At 65.8% G+C, this 15803-nt stretch carries 13 protein-coding genes; 4 read left to right on the top strand and 9 right to left on the bottom strand.

The genetic code is table 11. The features are described from left to right. Window positions 1-13: 13 nt before the first annotated feature. The 4 genes from gyrB to dnaA form a co-directional block, all read right to left on the bottom strand. Window positions 14-2434 (bottom strand): DNA topoisomerase (ATP-hydrolyzing) subunit B, encoded by a 2421-nt coding sequence (gene gyrB / locus IHD13_RS13035; RefSeq protein WP_195861472.1) that lies wholly within the window; start codon window positions 2432-2434, stop codon window positions 14-16. Between the two features lie 3 nt (window positions 2435-2437). Continuing rightward, a complete protein-coding gene (recF, locus tag IHD13_RS13040; RefSeq protein ID WP_195861473.1) occupies window positions 2438-3550 on the bottom strand; it encodes a DNA replication/repair protein RecF in 1113 nt (370 codons plus the stop codon). Window positions 3551-3594: 44 nt separating this feature from the next. Next, on the bottom strand, window positions 3595-4701 hold the full coding sequence (gene dnaN / locus IHD13_RS13045) for a DNA polymerase III subunit beta (protein ID WP_195861474.1): 1107 nt from the start codon (window positions 4699-4701) through the stop codon (window positions 3595-3597). Window positions 4702-4764: 63 nt separating this feature from the next. After that, complete coding sequence (gene dnaA, locus IHD13_RS13050; protein WP_195861475.1) at window positions 4765-6225, bottom strand: chromosomal replication initiator protein DnaA; 1461 nt, start codon at window positions 6223-6225, stop codon at window positions 4765-4767. A gap of 545 nt (window positions 6226-6770) precedes the next feature. Between dnaA and rpmH the strand changes: the two genes are divergently transcribed. The 4 genes from rpmH to mnmE all read left to right on the top strand — a co-directional run bounded on the left by rpmH (window position 6771) and on the right by mnmE (window position 10580). Then, entirely contained in the window at window positions 6771-6905 is a 135-nt protein-coding gene (gene rpmH / locus IHD13_RS13055; protein ID WP_010626003.1) for a 50S ribosomal protein L34, read from the top strand. 13 nt (window positions 6906-6918) lie between these two features. Next, window positions 6919-7302: a ribonuclease P protein component gene (gene rnpA, locus IHD13_RS13060; protein WP_195861476.1), complete on the top strand. Its 384-nt coding sequence runs from the start codon at window positions 6919-6921 to the stop codon at window positions 7300-7302. Window positions 7303-7418: 116 nt separating this feature from the next. Continuing rightward, window positions 7419-9101 carry a membrane protein insertase YidC gene (yidC, locus tag IHD13_RS13065; RefSeq protein WP_195861477.1) on the top strand — a complete coding sequence of 561 codons (1683 nt, stop codon included), beginning with the start codon at window positions 7419-7421 and terminating at the stop codon, window positions 9099-9101. A 105-nt stretch (window positions 9102-9206) separates the two neighbouring features. After that, window positions 9207-10580: a tRNA uridine-5-carboxymethylaminomethyl(34) synthesis GTPase MnmE gene (gene mnmE / locus IHD13_RS13070; protein ID WP_195861478.1), complete on the top strand. Its 1374-nt coding sequence runs from the start codon at window positions 9207-9209 to the stop codon at window positions 10578-10580. A gap of 76 nt (window positions 10581-10656) precedes the next feature. Here the strand turns inward: mnmE and IHD13_RS13075 are convergent, their stop codons facing one another. The 5 genes from IHD13_RS13075 to IHD13_RS13095 all read right to left on the bottom strand — a co-directional run bounded on the left by IHD13_RS13075 (window position 10657) and on the right by IHD13_RS13095 (window position 15781). Next, entirely contained in the window at window positions 10657-11496 is an 840-nt protein-coding gene (locus tag IHD13_RS13075; RefSeq protein WP_195861479.1) for a 23S rRNA (adenine(2030)-N(6))-methyltransferase RlmJ, read from the bottom strand. A 66-nt stretch (window positions 11497-11562) separates the two neighbouring features. Beyond that, window positions 11563-12237 (bottom strand): OmpA family protein, encoded by a 675-nt coding sequence (locus IHD13_RS13080; protein WP_195861480.1) that lies wholly within the window; start codon window positions 12235-12237, stop codon window positions 11563-11565. A 37-nt stretch (window positions 12238-12274) separates the two neighbouring features. After that, window positions 12275-13444: a radical SAM family heme chaperone HemW gene (hemW, locus tag IHD13_RS13085; RefSeq protein WP_195861481.1), complete on the bottom strand. Its 1170-nt coding sequence runs from the start codon at window positions 13442-13444 to the stop codon at window positions 12275-12277. Then, window positions 13441-14040: an RdgB/HAM1 family non-canonical purine NTP pyrophosphatase gene (gene rdgB, locus IHD13_RS13090; RefSeq protein ID WP_195861482.1), complete on the bottom strand. Its 600-nt coding sequence runs from the start codon at window positions 14038-14040 to the stop codon at window positions 13441-13443. Before rdgB ends, hemW begins: the two co-directional genes overlap by 4 nt. Before the next feature lie 163 nt (window positions 14041-14203). Beyond that, the gene (locus IHD13_RS13095; RefSeq protein ID WP_195861483.1) at window positions 14204-15781 is read right to left on the bottom strand and encodes a bifunctional aminoglycoside phosphotransferase/ATP-binding protein; all 1578 of its coding nucleotides are present in this window, start codon (window positions 15779-15781) and stop codon (window positions 14204-14206) included. Window positions 15782-15803 lie beyond the last annotated feature (22 nt).

Genomic DNA, 15803 nt, shown 5'->3' on the forward strand with positions numbered 1-15803 from the left:
GGGCGCAGCCCAGTTAAACGTCCAGGTTGGCGACCAGGGCATTGCGCTCGATAAAGTCGCGACGCGGCTCCACCTCGTCCCCCATCAGGGTATTGAACATCATGTCGGCGGCCACCGCATCCTCGATGGAGACCCGCAGCATGCGCCGAGTGTCCGGATTCATGGTGGTATCCCACAGCTGCTCCGGGTTCATCTCCCCCAGCCCCTTGTAGCGCTGAATGGAGAAGCCGCGCTGGGCCTCCTTCATCAGCCATTCCAGGGCCTCGTAGAAGGTCACCACCGGGCGCTGCCGCTCGCCACGGGCCACGTAGGCGCCCTCCTCCAGCAGGCCATCCAGGGTCTGGCCCAGGTTGGCCATGGCGCGATAGTCGGCGCTACCGAAGAAATCGTTGCCCCAGACATAGTCGGTGGTCACCCCATGGGCGATCAGCGACACCTTGGGCAGGTAGAGGCCACGCTCGCTGTCCTCGTGCAGCTGGAAGACATAGCGCGGCCCCCCCTCGTAGGCCACCATGGCATCCATCTCGGCCTGCAGGCCATCGATCCACTGCTGCATGGTGCCGCGATCCCGGAGACTCTCATCACCATTCAGGGGGGCGGCATGCACCATCTTGCGCAGCACCTCATCGGGATAGACCCGGGAGAGGCGATCGATGCGGTTCATCACGTCCCGATACTGCTTGACCAGGGCCTCGAGCTGCTCGCCGGCGATGCCCGGGGCATCGGCATTGACGTAGAGCCGGGCACCATCCAGGGCGGTGGCGGTGAGGTAGTCGGTCAGCGCCTGTTCGTCCTTGAGGTAGGTCTCCTGCTTGCCGCGCTTGATCTTGTAGAGCGGTGGCTGGGCGATAAACACATGCCCCCGTTCGATCAGCTGCGACATCTGACGGAAGAAGAAGGTCAGCAGCAGGGTACGAATGTGCGAGCCGTCCACGTCCGCGTCGGTCATGATGATGATGGAGTGGTAGCGCAGCTTGTCCGGGTTGAACTCCTCCCGGCCGATCCCACAACCGAGGGCGGTGATCAGGGTGCCCACCTCCGCCGAGGAGAGCATCTTGTCGAAGCGTGCCTTCTCCACGTTGAGGATCTTGCCCTTGAGGGGCAGGATCGCCTGGGTACGGCGATCGCGCCCCTGCTTGGCACTGCCACCGGCGGAGTCACCCTCCACCAGATAGAGCTCGGAGAGGCTGGGATCCTTCTCCTGGCAGTCCGCCAGCTTGCCGGGCAGACCGGCGATATCCAGGGCACCCTTGCGACGGGTCATGTCGCGGGCCTTGCGGGCGGCCTCGCGGGCTCGGGCGGCGTCGAGCATCTTGTTGACCACCGCCTTGGCCTCGTTGGGGTGCTCGATCAGGTACTCGGAGAAGAGCCTGCCCATCTCCTGTTCCACCGCGGTCTTCACCTCGGAGGAGACCAGTTTCTCCTTGGTCTGGGAGGAGAACTTGGGATCCGGCACCTTGACCGAGATAATCGCCGTCAGGCCTTCACGGGCATCATCCCCGGAGGTGTTGACCTTGGACTTCTTGAGCAGCCCCTCGGCCTCGATGTAGCTGTTGAGGGTACGCGTCAGTGCCGCCCGAAAGCCCGCCAGGTGGGTGCCGCCATCGCGCTGGGGGATGTTGTTGGTATAGCAGAAGATATTCTCGGCAAAGGTGTCGTTCCACTGCATCGCCACCTCGACACCGACCCCATCCTCGCGTTCCGCATTGAAGTGGAAGACCGTATTGAGGGTACTCTTGTTGGTATTGAGGTGATTGACGAAGGCCTTGAGGCCACCCTCGTAGTGGAACAGTTCCTCCTTGCCGCTGCGCTCGTCGAGCAGGCGAATCGCCACCCCGGAATTGAGGAAGGAGAGCTCGCGCAGCCGCTTGGCGAGGATATCGTAGTGGAACTCGATATTGGCGAAGGTCTCCGGCGAGGGCCGGAAGTGCACCCGGGTACCGCTCTGCTCGGTCTTGCCCACCACGCCCAGGGGGGCCGCGGGCACGCCGTGGTGATAGACCTGTTCATGGACCTGGCCGGCACGCCAGATGGTCAGCTTGAGCTCCTCCGAGAGGGCGTTGACCACCGAGACCCCGACCCCATGGAGGCCACCGGAGACCTTGTAGGAGTTGTCGTCGAACTTGCCGCCGGCGTGGAGCACCGTCATGATCACTTCCGCCGCCGAGACCCCCTCCTCCTCATGGATATCGGTGGGGATGCCGCGGCCGTTATCGCTGACGGTGATCGATTCATCCGGGTGAATCACTACCCGGATCTCGCTGCAGTGCCCCGCCAGTGCCTCATCGATGGAGTTGTCCACCAGCTCGAAGACCATGTGGTGCAGGCCCGTGCCATCGTCGGTGTCGCCGATATACATGCCGGGGCGCTTGCGTACCGCATCCAGGCCCTTGAGGACCTTGATGCTCGATGAGTCGTAAGCCTGTTCGCTCATTGACTACTCCATCATGTGAAGTCTTTTCATTCCGTCGCCTTGGAACTCGAGCCGGCCCTGTTTCACGTGAAACATGGCGACCGGGGTCTCCGGACGCCAGTGCCCGGCGAGTGCCTGGGGTTCGACACTGGTGATGAATGCTTGACAGTCCAGACACGACAGCCAGTGGCAGAACATCTCGCGATGGCCCGCATCCAGCTCCGCGGGCAGATCGTCGATCAAATAGAGGCAGGTGCGGCCGGTCATGGCCTCCAGCACCCGCCCCTGGGCCAGTTTCATGGCACTGACCACCAGCTTCTGCTGGCCGCGGGAGAGCACCTCCACCGCCGGACGCCGCTTCAGGCGGATGCGCAGATCGGCCCGCTGGGGGCCCTGCTGGGTAAACCCCATCTGGCGATCGGTGTCACGCCCCTGTTGCAGGATCTCGGCCAGGGGACGACGCTTGTCCCAGCCCCGGGAGTAGCGCAGCTCCAGGCCAGGCAAGGGCAGCAACTCCTTGAGGGTCTCCTCGAAGACCGGCAGGAAGTCGCCCATATAAGCCTGGCGAAGCTCGTCCAGCTGCTCGCTCCAGCGCACCAGCTCATGCTCCCAGCTGTCCAGGGAGCGAAGGTCGATTCTATCATGCCTGAGCAGGGCATTCCGATGTTTCAGGGCCCGGCGTACGCCCTTCCACACTTGCATGAAGCCATGTTTCACGTGAAACACGCCCCAGTCGAGAAACTCTCGACGCGCCGCCGGGCCACCCTCCAGCAGGCGGAAGGCATCGGGATTGATCAGCTGCAGGGGGAGGGCCTCGGCCAACTGCGCCAGGCGGGCAATGCGCTCGCCGCCCAGGCGAAGCTCGAGCTCGCCGGCATCCCGCTGGCGGCGCACCCCCAGGGCGAGATCGCCGCTCAGGCGGGCATGAAGCGTCAGGGCGGGCTGATCATGGGCGATGGCATGACGCAATTGCTGGGTGCGGAAGGAGCGTCCCATGCCCAGCACATGGATTCCCTCCAGCAGGCTGGTCTTGCCGCTGCCGTTGGGGCCGAGGATCAGGTTGATCCCCGGCTGCGGACGCATCTCGAGGGGTTCGAGGTTGCGCAGGCCGCTGAAGGCGAGACGCTCGATGACCATCGTCAGCCCTCGACGATGACGAAAAAGCGATGCATATCAATCAATTAAAGACGCATCGGCATGACCACATACATGGCATCGCCGCCGCCGGGCTGCTCCATCAGGGCGCTGCTGTTGGGATCGGAGAGGGTCATCTGCACCCGCTCGTCGTCGAGGGTATTGAGCACGTCGATCAGGTAGCCGACGTTGAAGCCGATCTCCAGGGAGTTGCCACTATATTCCACGGCGACATTCTCCTCGGCCTCCTCCTGCTCGGGGTTGTTGGCCATCACTCGCAGGTTGCCCTCCTCCAGCAGCAGCCGCACGCCGCGGTACTTCTCGTTGGAGAGGATGGAGGTCCGTGACAGCACCTGGCGCAGCTCGGCTCGATCGGCCAGGAATACCTTGTCGCCGCCCCGGGGCACCACCCGCTCGTAATCCGGGAACTTGCCGTCCACCAGCTTGGAGGTGAAGGTGAAGTCGCCGGTATGCGCGCGCACGTGGCTGGCCCCCAGGGTCAGGGTCACCGGCTCGTCGCTGCCATCCAGCAGGCGCACCAGCTCCAGCACGCCCTTGCGCGGCACGATCAGCTTCTGGGCCGGCGAGACCTGGATATCGGCGGGACGCGAGCAGACCGCCAGGCGGTGGCCATCGGTGGCCACGGTACGCACCAGGTTATCCTTCAACTCCAGCAGCATGCCGTTGAGGTAGTAGCGCACGTCCTGCTGGGCCATGGCGAAGGCGGTGGCATCGATCAACTGCTTGAGGGTACCCCGCGGCAGGCTCAGCTCGGTGTTGCCCTGCCCCTCTTCGATGCTCGGGAACTCGGCCACCGGCAGGGTGGAGAGGGTGAAGCGGGAGCGCCCGCTGCGCAGCACCGCCCGCCCCTCCTCCAGGGCGAAATGCAGCTCGGCCTGGTCCGGCAGCGACTTGCAGATGTCCATCAGCTTGCGGGCCGGCACGGTGACCGCCCCGGGCGCCTCTACCTGGGAAGCGGCGGTACGCCCGATCAGCTCGACCTCCAGGTCGGTACCGGTCAGGGCCACCTGCTGCGCCTCATCCACCCGGATCAAGACGTTGGACAACACCGGCAGGGTCTGGCGACGCTCCACGACGCCAGCGACCAGGGCCAGCGGACGCAGCAGGGCTTCACGGGAGATGGAAAATTTCATGGGGGCTCCACTTGTCCTGGGATTGATGGCGGCCAATCATCGCGCCTTGCCTGGCGCCTGGCCTCAACTGGTCAGCAAACGCAGTAGGTTCTTGTAGTCCTCGCGGATATCCGCGCTCTCTTCCTGCAGGGACTGCACCTTGCGGCAGGCATGCAGCACCGTGGTGTGATCGCGACCGCCGAAGGCGTCGCCGATCTCCGGCAGGCTGTGATTGGTCAACTCCTTGGCCAGCGCCATGGCGATCTGTCGCGGCCGCGCCACCGAGCGGGAACGCCGCTTGGAGAGCAGGTCGGCGAGCTTGATCTTGTAGTACTCGGCCACGGTGCGCTGAATATTGTCGACCCCCACCTGCTTGTCCTGCAGGGCCAGCAGGTCCTTCAGCGACTCGCGGATGAAATCCTGGGTGATCGGCTTGCCCATGAAGTGGGAGTCGGCGATCACCTTCTTCAGGGCGCCCTCCAGCTCGCGCACATTGGAGCGGATCTTCTGGGCGATAAAGAAGGCCGCGTCATGGGGCAGGTCGACCTTGGCCTGATCGGCTTTCTTCATCAGGATCGCCACCCGGGTCTCCAGCTCCGGCGGTTCGATGGCCACCGTCAGTCCCCAGCCGAAGCGCGACTTGAGGCGCTCCTCGACGCCGCTGATCTCCTTGGGGTAGCGATCCGAGGTAAGGATCATCTGCTGGCCCCCTTCGAGCAGGGCATTGAAGGTGTGGAAGAACTCCTCCTGGGAGCGCTCCTTGCCGGCGAAGAACTGGATGTCATCGATCAGCAGGGCGTCGACGCTGCGGTAGAAGCGCTTGAAGTCGTTGATGGCATTGAGCTGCAGTGCCTTGACCATGTCCGCCACGAAGCGCTCGGAGTGCAGGTAGACCACCTTGGCGTTCTCGCGGCGCCCGGCCAGGGCATTGCCCACCGCATGCATCAGGTGGGTCTTGCCCAGGCCCACGCCGCCATACAGGAACAATGGGTTGTAGGCCCCGCCGGGGTTCTCGGAGACTTGACGGGAGGCGGCCCGGGCCAGCTGGTTCGACTTGCCCTCGACGAAGGTCTCGAAGGTGAAATTGGGGTTGAGGCCGCTGGAGTGCTTGAGGCTGCCCTCCACCTGCACCTGGCGCTCGCCGCGCCGCGGGGCGTTCTCCTCGAGGGCCTCGATCTCCTTTTCGTCGGCATAGTCATCGCCGCGGGGCGGCGTCTGCACCGCCGGCGCGCTGGGACGCCGCGGTGCGGCCGAGACCGGCGCCCCCAGGTTGCGGGGCTGGGGGTTGGGCACGCTGCCACGACTGCCCACCGTGAGGCTCACCTTGGGCGGCTTGCCCGAGGCCAGTTCACGCAGCAGTTCATTGATGCGCTTGATGTACTTGTCGCTGACCCAATCGCGCACGAAGCGGTTGGGAGCCAGCAGGCGCAGCTCATTGGACTCGCCTTCCTCCGCCTGCAGGGGACGAATCCAGGTATTGAACTGCTGAGAGTTCAGCTCGTCCTGCAGGTAATCCAGACACTGTTGCCAAAGAGCGACGGACACGCGACCTCACCATGCAGTTGTCGAATGACCGGCCATTGTATCGTCACCGGGCCGGGTTATCCACATGGATCCGGCCGCGAGTGCAGCTGTGGACAACTTGTCCCCAACCCCTTGGCGGATCGATGCCGGGTCAGTGGATAAGCCCAGGCTTGTGGACGAAACCCCGTGCCGTCACCAGCTCCTCCCCAGCTTCCTCAGCCCTTGCCGGCAGCTTGCCCACACTCTTTTCTATAAGCTACATCTTTGATACTCAACGGCTATTATGGCTTATCCACAAATCTTTTCCCCAGTATTAATAACAACATCATCTAAAAGGGCTAAATTATTATAGTTGGTTGATCTCGATTCCCCCGAACCACCCGGGCAGCATCTCACTGGCCAGGGAAATCGCGAAAAGCCTCGCCCCGGAGCGCAGAAAAATTGCACCGGGGCGGCGAATTCTCTAGAATTCCCGGTCTTGACCCGAAAGCTCCCGCGTAATCCGTCGGGGAAACCGGGCCGCACTCTGACGTTCAGTCCAATCAACCACGTGGGAATCGAGAGTTATGAAACGCACCTTTCAACCGAGCGTTCTCAAGCGCAAGCGTGTGCACGGCTTCCGTGCTCGCATGGCCACCAAGAACGGTCGTGCCGTCCTGGCGCGCCGCCGCGCCAAGGGCCGCAAGCGTCTGAGCGCCTGATCGCGGATCACGCGTGTCCTGTCAGGGCTTTCCCCGGCGGCTGCGTCTGCTGACGGCCGGGGACTATCGACATGTCTTCGACCATGCGGACTTCAAGGTCCACGGCAAGGGGCTGATGGCCCTGGGTCGACGCAATGATCTCGGTCATGTGCGCCTCGGCCTGGTCTTCAGCAAGAAGAACGTGCGGCGCGCCGTCGATCGCAACCGTCTGAAGCGACTGGTTCGTGAATCCATCCGTCTGCAACAGCAGCGTCTGCCCGCGGTGGATATCGTGGTTCTCGCTCGACGCGGGGCTCACGAGCTGGATAACGCCACCCTGCACCGCCAGCTTCATGGCATGTGGCGGCGCCTGGAAAAAGACGCGCGCAAGATGGCGGCCGATACCGACCGGTCCTGACCTGACACCGACGCTGTCGCCGATGCGGTGACACCTTCAGCCTGCCTCCGGCAGGCTTTCGTGTGTCTCGGAGACGGCTTTGCTCACACTTTCACTACCCACCGGGCAGGATCCCCATGGACGTAAAACGACTACTCCTACTGATTCCATTGGCCGTGCTCGCCTATCTGCTGATCGTGCAGTGGAATCAGGATTATGGTCAGGCCGCCCCCGAACCTGACGCCCCCGCCATCACCCAGAACGGTGAGGTCGCCGCCCCCGGCGACGACGGCCTGGCCGTTCCCACGGCCCCCCGGAGCGCCGAGGCCATCGACGGCGAGATGCCCGAAGCCCCCGCCCAGGGCAGCACCAGCCGTGACCTGATCGCCGTGATCACCGACGTGCTGGACCTGCGCATCGACCCCCAGGGGGGCGATATCGTCTATGCCGCCCTCCCCCGACACCTGCTGAGCCTCGACTCCGACCGCCCCTTCGTGCTGCTCTCCGATAGCGAGAGCCGCAGCTATGTGGCCAAGTCGGGGCTGCAGCTGGAGGGTCACCAGGGGCGTATCCACTTCACCCCGGAGCAGACCGAGTATCGTCTGGCCGACGGTGAGGATCGCCTGGTGGTGGACATGCACGCCGAGGTCAATGGCGTGGATGTGATCAAGCGCTTCACCTTCGAGCGCGACAACTACGCGGTGGACGTGAGCTACTACCTGGCCAACCGCAGCGAGACCCCGGTCAGCGCCCGCTTTATCGGTCAGCTCGCCCGGGACGACAGCCCCGACCCCACCAGCGGCGTCGCCATGGGCATGAGCTCCTACCTGGGGGCGGCCTACTCCACGCCGGAGTCCCGCTACGAGAAGGTCGACTTCTCCGATATCCAGCGCGGTAACTTCGCCAACCAGGACGCCCTGGGTGGCTGGGTAGCGATCATCCAGCACTACTTCGTTTCCGCCTGGGCCCCGAACCAGGAGCAGCAGAACCTCTACTACGCCACCACCGATTCCCGTAATCGCAACGTGGCGGCCTTCGCCGGCCCCAGCCAGACCCTGGCCGCCAATGGCGAGGCGACCCTGGGCGCGACCCTCTACCTGGGACCCAAGGTGCAGGAGCGCCTGGAAGAGGTGGCCCCCAACCTGCGCCTGACCGTGGACTATGGCTGGCTGTGGTTCCTGGCCAACCCGCTGTTCTGGCTGCTCGACAAGATCCACGACGTGCTGGGCAACTGGGGCTGGTCCATCGTCATGCTGACGATCTTCGTCAAACTGGTGATGTGGCCGCTCTCCGCCAAGGCCTACAAGTCCATGGCGCGGATGCGCAAGCTGGGCCCGGAGATGCAGCGTCTCAAGGAACTCTATGGCGATGACCGCCAGAAGATGTCCCAGGAGATGATGAAGTTCTACCAGAAGGAGAAGATCAATCCGCTGGGGGGCTGTCTGCCGATCCTGGTGCAGATGCCGGTCTTCATCGCCCTCTACTGGATGCTGCTGGAGTCCGTGGAGCTGCGCCACGCGCCCTTCATGTTCTGGATCCAGGACCTGTCGGTGAAGGATCCCTTCTTCGTCCTGCCGATCCTGATGGGCGCCTCCATGTTCGTGCAGCAGATGCTCAACCCGGCACCGCCCGATCCCATGCAGGCGAAGATCATGAAGATGCTGCCCATCGTCTTCACCTTCTTCTTCCTGTGGTTCCCGGCGGGCCTGGTGATCTACTGGGTGGTGAACAACATCATCTCCATCGCCCAGCAGTACGTGATCACCCGCAAGATCGAGAACGACCCCAGCGTCGGCAAGGGCATGAAGACCAAGGGCTAGCCCGCGGCTTCACCTCCGACGACTCCCAGACCCCCGCCCCGGCGGGGGTCTGGCGTTTGTGGCCCGCCGCCACGACAATAGCCCCATCGCCGCAAGGAGCCTGACATGTCCGCCACTCCCCTCTACCCTCAGGACACCATCGCCGCCCTGGCCACCCCGCCGGGGCGCGGCGGGGTGGGCATCATCCGCGTCTCCGGCCCCTTGAGCGCCGCCCTGGCGGAAGCCATCCTCGGCCATTGCCCCCGCCCCCGGCATGCCCACTACGGCCCCTTCCGGGGCGCCACGGGGCAGCTCGACGAGGGCATCGCCCTCTACTTCCCCGGCCCCCACTCCTTCACCGGCGAGGACGTCCTCGAGCTGCAGGGGCATGGTGGCCCGGTGATCATGGACCTGCTGCTGGAACGCTGCGTGCAGCTGGGGGCGCGCCTGGCCCGCCCCGGCGAGTTCTCCGAGCGCGCCTTCCTCAACGACAAGCTCGACCTGGCCCAGGCGGAGGCGATCGCCGACCTGATCGACGCCAGCTCCCGGGCCGCCGCCGAGAACGCCCTGCGCTCCCTGCAGGGGGAGTTCTCGACCCGGGTCTCGGCCCTGGTGCAGCGGCTGATCGAGCTGCGCATCTATGTGGAGGCGGCCATCGACTTCCCCGAGGAGGAGATCGACTTCCTCGCCGATGGCAAGGTGGCGGAGATGCTCGAGGGGGTGAGCAACGAACTGGCGACGGTACGCGGTGCCGCCGGCCAGGGGGCGCTGATGCGCGAAGGCATGAGCGTGGTGATCGCCGGGCGCCCCAACGCCGGCAAGTCGAGCCTGCTCAATGCCCTCACCGAGCAGGAGACCGCCATCGTCACCGATATCGCCGGCACCACCCGGGACGTGCTGCGCGAGCATATCCATATCGACGGCATGCCGCTGCACGTGATCGATACCGCCGGCCTGCGCGATACCCCGGACGCGGTGGAACAGATCGGCGTGGCCCGGGCCTGGGACGAGATCGAGAAGGCCGACCGGGTGCTGCTGCTGGTGGATGCCACCACCACCGAAGCCACCGATCCCATGGCCATCTGGCCGGAGTTCGTGGCCCGGCTGCCGGATCCGTCCCGGCTGACCCTGATCCGCAACAAGATCGACACCAGCCGAGAGGCCCCGGCCCCCGACTTATCCACAGCCCCGCCGGTGATTCGCCTCTCCGCCAAGACCGGCGAGGGTGTGGATAACCTCAAGGCGCATCTCAAGGCGGTGATGGGCTACAGCGCCACCACCGAGGGGCGCTTCTCGGCCCGGCGCCGTCACCTGGACGCCCTGGACCGGGCCCGGGAGGCCCTGGAGAACGGCGCGGCCCAGCTCCAGGGCCATGGCGCCGGCGAACTGCTGGCGGAGGACCTGCGCGAGGCCCAGCAGGCCCTGGGGGAGATCACCGGCGAATTCAGCGCGGATGACCTCCTGGGCGAGATCTTCGGTAGCTTCTGTATCGGCAAATAACCGGTGATAAGCCTCCGCGCCGATCGCGCCGTCGACACAAAGACCGCTGCTCGGCGAGATCTTCGGTAGCTTCTCTCTACTCCGGGAGCCACCAGTCCGCCTGGTGGCGGGCCGGGGCGCCCCAGATGGCGGTGACCTGGCCCAGCGCCTCCTCCAGTGCCTGCTCCAATCCCCAGGGCGGGTTGAGCACCAGCATGCCGCTGCCATACATGCCGTGGCGTTCCGCGCCGGGTTCCCGGAGGCGTACCTCGCTGCGCCAGACCTTGCGCAGGCCGGTCTCCTTGAGCCCCTCCAGCAGCTCTCGATGACGTCCCGCCGGCAACAGCGGATACCACACCGCCACCACCGCATGGCGCACCTTGCGCCCCACCCAGGCCAGGCTGGCGACCAGCTCCCGGTACTCCTCCTTGAGCTCGTAGCTGGGATCGATCAGCACGCAGAGCCGTGGCGTGGCCACCGGCAGCATGCGCCGCAGTCCGGCCAGGCCATCGCCATGCACATGGCGAATCCGTGCATCCTCGATATGCTGATCCAGGTGGGCGAACTCGCCGGGATGCAGCTCGAAGAGGCTCAGGCGATCCTGTTCTCGCAACCCCTGGGCCAGCCACCAGGGCGAGCCGGGGTAGTGGGTCAGCTCCTTGCCGGGCTGGGCCTCGGCCAAGCGTGCCAGCCAGGCCTTGAGGGTCCCGGAGGCGGCACTGCGGGCCCGCCACACCGGCTCGACCCCATCCCGGTGCTCCTGAAGCTTGCGGGCCTCCTCGCCCTGGAGGGGATAGAGCCCTCGTCCGGCGTGGGTATCCACATACGTAATTGGCGATTCTTTACGTAAAAGACGCTCGCGAAGCGTCACCAGGGTCAGGTGCTTGTGCACGTCGGCGAAATTGCCGGCGTGATAGGCGTGTTGGTAGGCGAGCATGACGGTTTCCAAGAAAAGGCCCACGGAATCGCTTCCGTGGGCCGGGATGCCGATCGGCAGGCAAGCTTACATCTGCTGCTGCATCGGGCTCAGGGTAATCTCGACGCGACGGTTCTGGGCACGGCCCTGCTCGGTGGCGTTGCTGGCCACTGGCATGGTCTCACCATAACCCATCATGTTGAGCCGATGCATGGCGACGCCGCTCTGGGTCAGATAGTTGCCCACCGATTGGGCACGCCGCTCGGAGAGCCCCTGGTTGTAGCGGGCATCGCCGGTGCTGTCGGTATGGCCGGCGATATTGACCCGGGTATCGGGGAAGTCGCGCAGCACCTGGGAGACATCGTTGAGGGCGGAGCGGGCCGAGGGGGTCAGCTCGCTGGAGTCGAAGCCGAAGGTCACACTGCTGGGCATATTGAGGATGATATCGTCGCCGCGGCGATCGACCTCGATCCCGGTGCCCTGCATGCTCTGGCGCAACTGGGCCTCCTGGCGATCCATATAGGCGCCGACCCCGGCCCCGGCGGCGGCGCCTACGGCGGCACCGATCAGGGCGCGATCACGGCGACTGGTGCTGCCACTGCCACTCAGGGCCCCGGCGGCGGCGCCCACGGCGGCACCGATACCGGCCCCTCCCATGGTGCGGCTACGATCGGTCTGACCACCGTAGGGATCGGTGGTGGCGCACCCTACCAGCAGCAATCCGGCTGCCAGGGGATAGGCCAAACGAAGCATCTTGGGCATAACGTAACTCCTAGAACGTCGCGGGTGGGTCACGGGTTCACTCCTCGAGGGAAGCCAGCAACTCATTTAAGAATAGTAGACCCTGGGGCGTGGCTTGCAGGCGAGTGTCATCTTCCACGAGAAGTCCCAGATTGCGGGCCCGCGTTAGACGCGCCTCCAGGGTCGCCCGAGATAGACCACTATGCGCCTCCCAAAGTGCCATGGGCACCCCTTCGGTAAGGCGCAGGGCATTCATGGCGAACTCCAGGGGGAGCTCATCGGCATCGAGGCGGCGATGCCCGGCGACGAAGCCCCGGGGATCCTCCCGGCGACGCAGGTAGGCCTCCGGTTGGCGACTCTTCCAGCGCCGCTCGATCGAAAGCCCCCCCTCCGGGCCTCGGTGACTCAGCTTGCCATGGGCGCCGGCGCCGATCCCCAGGTAGTCACCGAAGCGCCAGTAGTTGAGGTTGTGTCGCGCCTGGCGTCCGGGGCGCGCATAGGCGGAGATCTCGTAGCGGCCCAGGCCGGCGGCCTCCAGGCGCTCATGACCGGCATCCTGGATCGCCCATAGCGCCTCCTCCTCGGGCAGCACCGGCGGCCGCGAGTGGAATTCGGTATTCGGCTCCAGGGTCAGCTGGTACCAGGAAAGGTGGGTGGGCGATAGCGCCAGGGCCCGGTCGATATCGTCGAGGGCAAGCGCCGGGCTCTGCTCCGGCAGGCCATGCATCAGATCGATATTGAGATTATCGAAGCCCGCCGAACGGGCCTCGCTCACCGCCCGCTCGGCTTCCCTGCCGCCATGGATCCGTCCCAGGGCCTGGAGCTGGGCATCCTGGAAGCTCTGTACGCCCAGGGAGAGGCGATTGATGCCCGCCTCGCGATAGGCGGCGAAGCGCGCCTGCTCGAAGGTGCCGGGGTTGGCCTCCAGGGTGATCTCGATCTCCGCGGCCCAGGGCAGTGCCTCGCCCAGGCGGGCCAGGAAGCGTCGATAGAAATCCGCCGACATCAGGCTGGGGGTGCCGCCGCCGATAAAGACGCTGACCAGCTCGCGGCCCGCCACCAGGGGCAGCTCCGCCTCCAGGTCCGCGAGCAGTGCCGCCAGGTACGCCTCCTCGGGCAGGCTGGCCCCGCTGCCGACCCCATGGGAGTTGAAGTCGCAGTAGGGGCACTTGCGCACGCACCAGGGCACGTGCAGATAGAGCGACAGGGGCGGCAGGGGAAGGCTCATACCCGCAGCCGCTCCACCAGCTCGGCCATGGCCCGGCCGCGATGGCTGAGGCGATTCTTCTCCTGGGCGGAGAGTTCGGCGGCGCTCATGCCGGCGCCCTGGGGCCAGAACAGCGGATCATAGCCGAAGCCGCCCTCGCCACGGGGATGGGCCAGGATCTCCCCCTCCCAGCTCGTCTGGACGATCAGCGGCACCGGATCCTCGGCGTGGCGCAGGTAGACCAGCACGCACCAGTAGCGACCGCTGCGCTGTCCCTCCGGCACCTCCGCCAGGGCCTCCAGCAGCTTGCGATTGTTGCGCTCGTCGCTCTTCGGCTCGCCGGCATAGCGGGCCGAGTAGATCCCCGGAGCCCCCTGCAGGGCATCCACCTCCAGGCCGGAATCATCGGCCAGGGCCGGCAACCCGCTGATTCGGCACGCCTCCCGGGCCTTGAGCAGGGCGTTCTCGACGAAGGTCAGGCCAGTCTCCTCCACCTCGGGGACCCGAAAATCGGCCTGGGGCCGGACGCGAAAACCCAGCGGCGCCAGCAGTGCCTCGAACTCGCGCAACTTGCCGGCATTACCGCTGGCCAGCACCAGGGACTGGGGCTCACTCATTTATTACTCCTAACATGGCTTATCCGGCCTGATAACGGCCGAGGCGCCTAACGGCGCCAATCGTTCGGCAAAGCCGAACTCCCACAATGGCAAGGCTACCAAGTGCTCGTTAACCTCGCCCACCGCCTGGTCCATAGGCTGACGAATCAGGCCGACCGCGAGGTCAATCGACCTCGCCGACCGCATGGCCCATATGCTGGCGAATCAGGTTGACCAGGGTCTCACTGGCATCCGCGGCCGTGGTATCCAGGTGCACCAGGTGGCAACGCTCCTCCTCGGCGAAGGGCTCCCGGGCGGCCAGTTGCCGTTCCAGCACCGCCAGGCTCGCCTCGGAGGGGTCGCCGCCGCGGCGGGCACGCTTCTCGATGCGCCGGCGCAGGGTGGCCTCGTCGGCCTCGAAGCTGACGATCAACAGTGGCAGGCCGCGGGCCTCCGCCTCGCGACTCAGCAGCTCCCGCTGCCAGCGGGCCAGGCAGGTGGCATCGATGCACACGGGCAGGCCCGCCTCCAGCAGGGTACCGGTGAGCCGGGCCAGGCGTCGGTAGGTACGCCGGGTGGCCTCCGGGGCATAGATATCCACCCCGGTGTCGCGGCTGTCGGCGAGGGGCGCGAAGCCGTAGAGGCGCTTGCGCTCCACGTCGGAGCGCAACCGTACCGCCCCCAGGCGGCGCACCATCTCGCCGGTGAAGCGACTCTTGCCGCTGCCGGAGACCCCGGCCCCCAGCACCAGGTAGGGGAAACGGAACTCCGCATAGCCCTCGGCCAGGCCCAGGTAGTGGTCGAGCTCCGCCAGCAGCGCCTCGTGCTCGTCGCCGCTGACCTGCTCCAGGCGCAGCGCCGCCACCTTGACCCGTACCAGGGCGCGGTAGAGCTTGTAATAGCCCAGGGCCCTGACCAGGCCATAGTCGCCGGAAAGCTCCAGGTAGTGATTCAGGGCATGATGGGCCAGGGCGTGCTCGCCCCGGGCCTCCAGGTCCATCAACAGGAAGGCCAGGTCACAGCCCACGTCGCTCCAGCGCAGGGCGTCATTGAACTCGATGCCGTCGAAGAGCAGCGCCCGGCCCTGGTGGTGCACCGCATTGCCCAGGTGGATATCGCCATGGGTCTCGCGCACGAAGCCCTGGGCATGCCGCTCGGCCAGCAGCGGGGCCAGGCGTCCCTGGATCTCCTCCACCTGCACCTGGAGCCGCCCCAGGCGAGCCTGGCGCGCCTCCCCCGGCAAGCGCGGGGCGATCAGCACGAACTCCCGGGCGAGGATCTCGGCGGTGGCCTCGGCCCCGCCCAGGGGATTGTCCGCGGCGATGCGCTCGGCCCCCTCGTGGAAATCCACCAGCTGATCGATGAGGTCATCGATCAGCTCCAGGGAGAGGCTTCCCTCCGCCTGGAGGGTACTGAACAGGTGGCGGTTGCTGAACTGGCGCATCTTCACCGCGTACTCGAAGGGCGCGCTGGGGTCATCGACCCGCGGCGCCTCCGGGGTGCCGGAGATGGGCACCGCCGCCAGGTAGAGGTTGGGCGCCAGGCGCCGGTTGAGGCGCACCTCCTGCTCGCAGAGCCGGCGGCGCTGCTCCAGGGTCGAGAAGTCGAGGAAGCTGCCGAAATTCAGCGGCTTCTTGATCTTGTAGGCGTAGTCACCGGTGAGCAGGATCCACGAGATATGCGTCTCGTGGACCTCGACGCCCGTGACGTCATGGTCGTAGCAGGCCGGCGCCTGCAGGGCCTGAATCAGGGTCTCGCTCACCGTGACACCTCCTGACGACGAG

Origin of the sequence: Halomonas sp. 328 (genome assembly GCF_015645095.1) — a bacterium.
Taxonomy (GTDB): domain Bacteria; phylum Pseudomonadota; class Gammaproteobacteria; order Pseudomonadales; family Halomonadaceae; genus Bisbaumannia.

What these genes read in the sequence shown, in the direction of transcription:
- rdgB (WP_195861482.1), bottom strand. Translation starts at nt 14,040, where the DNA reads ATGAGTGAGCCCCAGTCCCTGGTGCTGGCCAGCGGTAATGCCGGCAAG.
- IHD13_RS13080 (WP_195861480.1), bottom strand. Translation starts at nt 12,237, where the DNA reads ATGCCCAAGATGCTTCGTTTGGCCTATCCCCTGGCAGCCGGATTGCTG.
- rpmH (WP_010626003.1), top strand. Translation starts at nt 6,771, where the DNA reads ATGAAACGCACCTTTCAACCGAGCGTTCTCAAGCGCAAGCGTGTGCAC.
- yidC (WP_195861477.1), top strand. Translation starts at nt 7,419, where the DNA reads ATGGACGTAAAACGACTACTCCTACTGATTCCATTGGCCGTGCTCGCC.
- gyrB (WP_195861472.1), bottom strand. Translation starts at nt 2,434, where the DNA reads ATGAGCGAACAGGCTTACGACTCATCGAGCATCAAGGTCCTCAAGGGC.
- dnaN (WP_195861474.1), bottom strand. Translation starts at nt 4,701, where the DNA reads ATGAAATTTTCCATCTCCCGTGAAGCCCTGCTGCGTCCGCTGGCCCTG.
- IHD13_RS13075 (WP_195861479.1), bottom strand. Translation starts at nt 11,496, where the DNA reads ATGCTCGCCTACCAACACGCCTATCACGCCGGCAATTTCGCCGACGTG.
- mnmE (WP_195861478.1), top strand. Translation starts at nt 9,207, where the DNA reads ATGTCCGCCACTCCCCTCTACCCTCAGGACACCATCGCCGCCCTGGCC.
- hemW (WP_195861481.1), bottom strand. Translation starts at nt 13,444, where the DNA reads ATGAGCCTTCCCCTGCCGCCCCTGTCGCTCTATCTGCACGTGCCCTGG.
- recF (WP_195861473.1), bottom strand. Translation starts at nt 3,550, where the DNA reads ATGGTCATCGAGCGTCTCGCCTTCAGCGGCCTGCGCAACCTCGAACCC.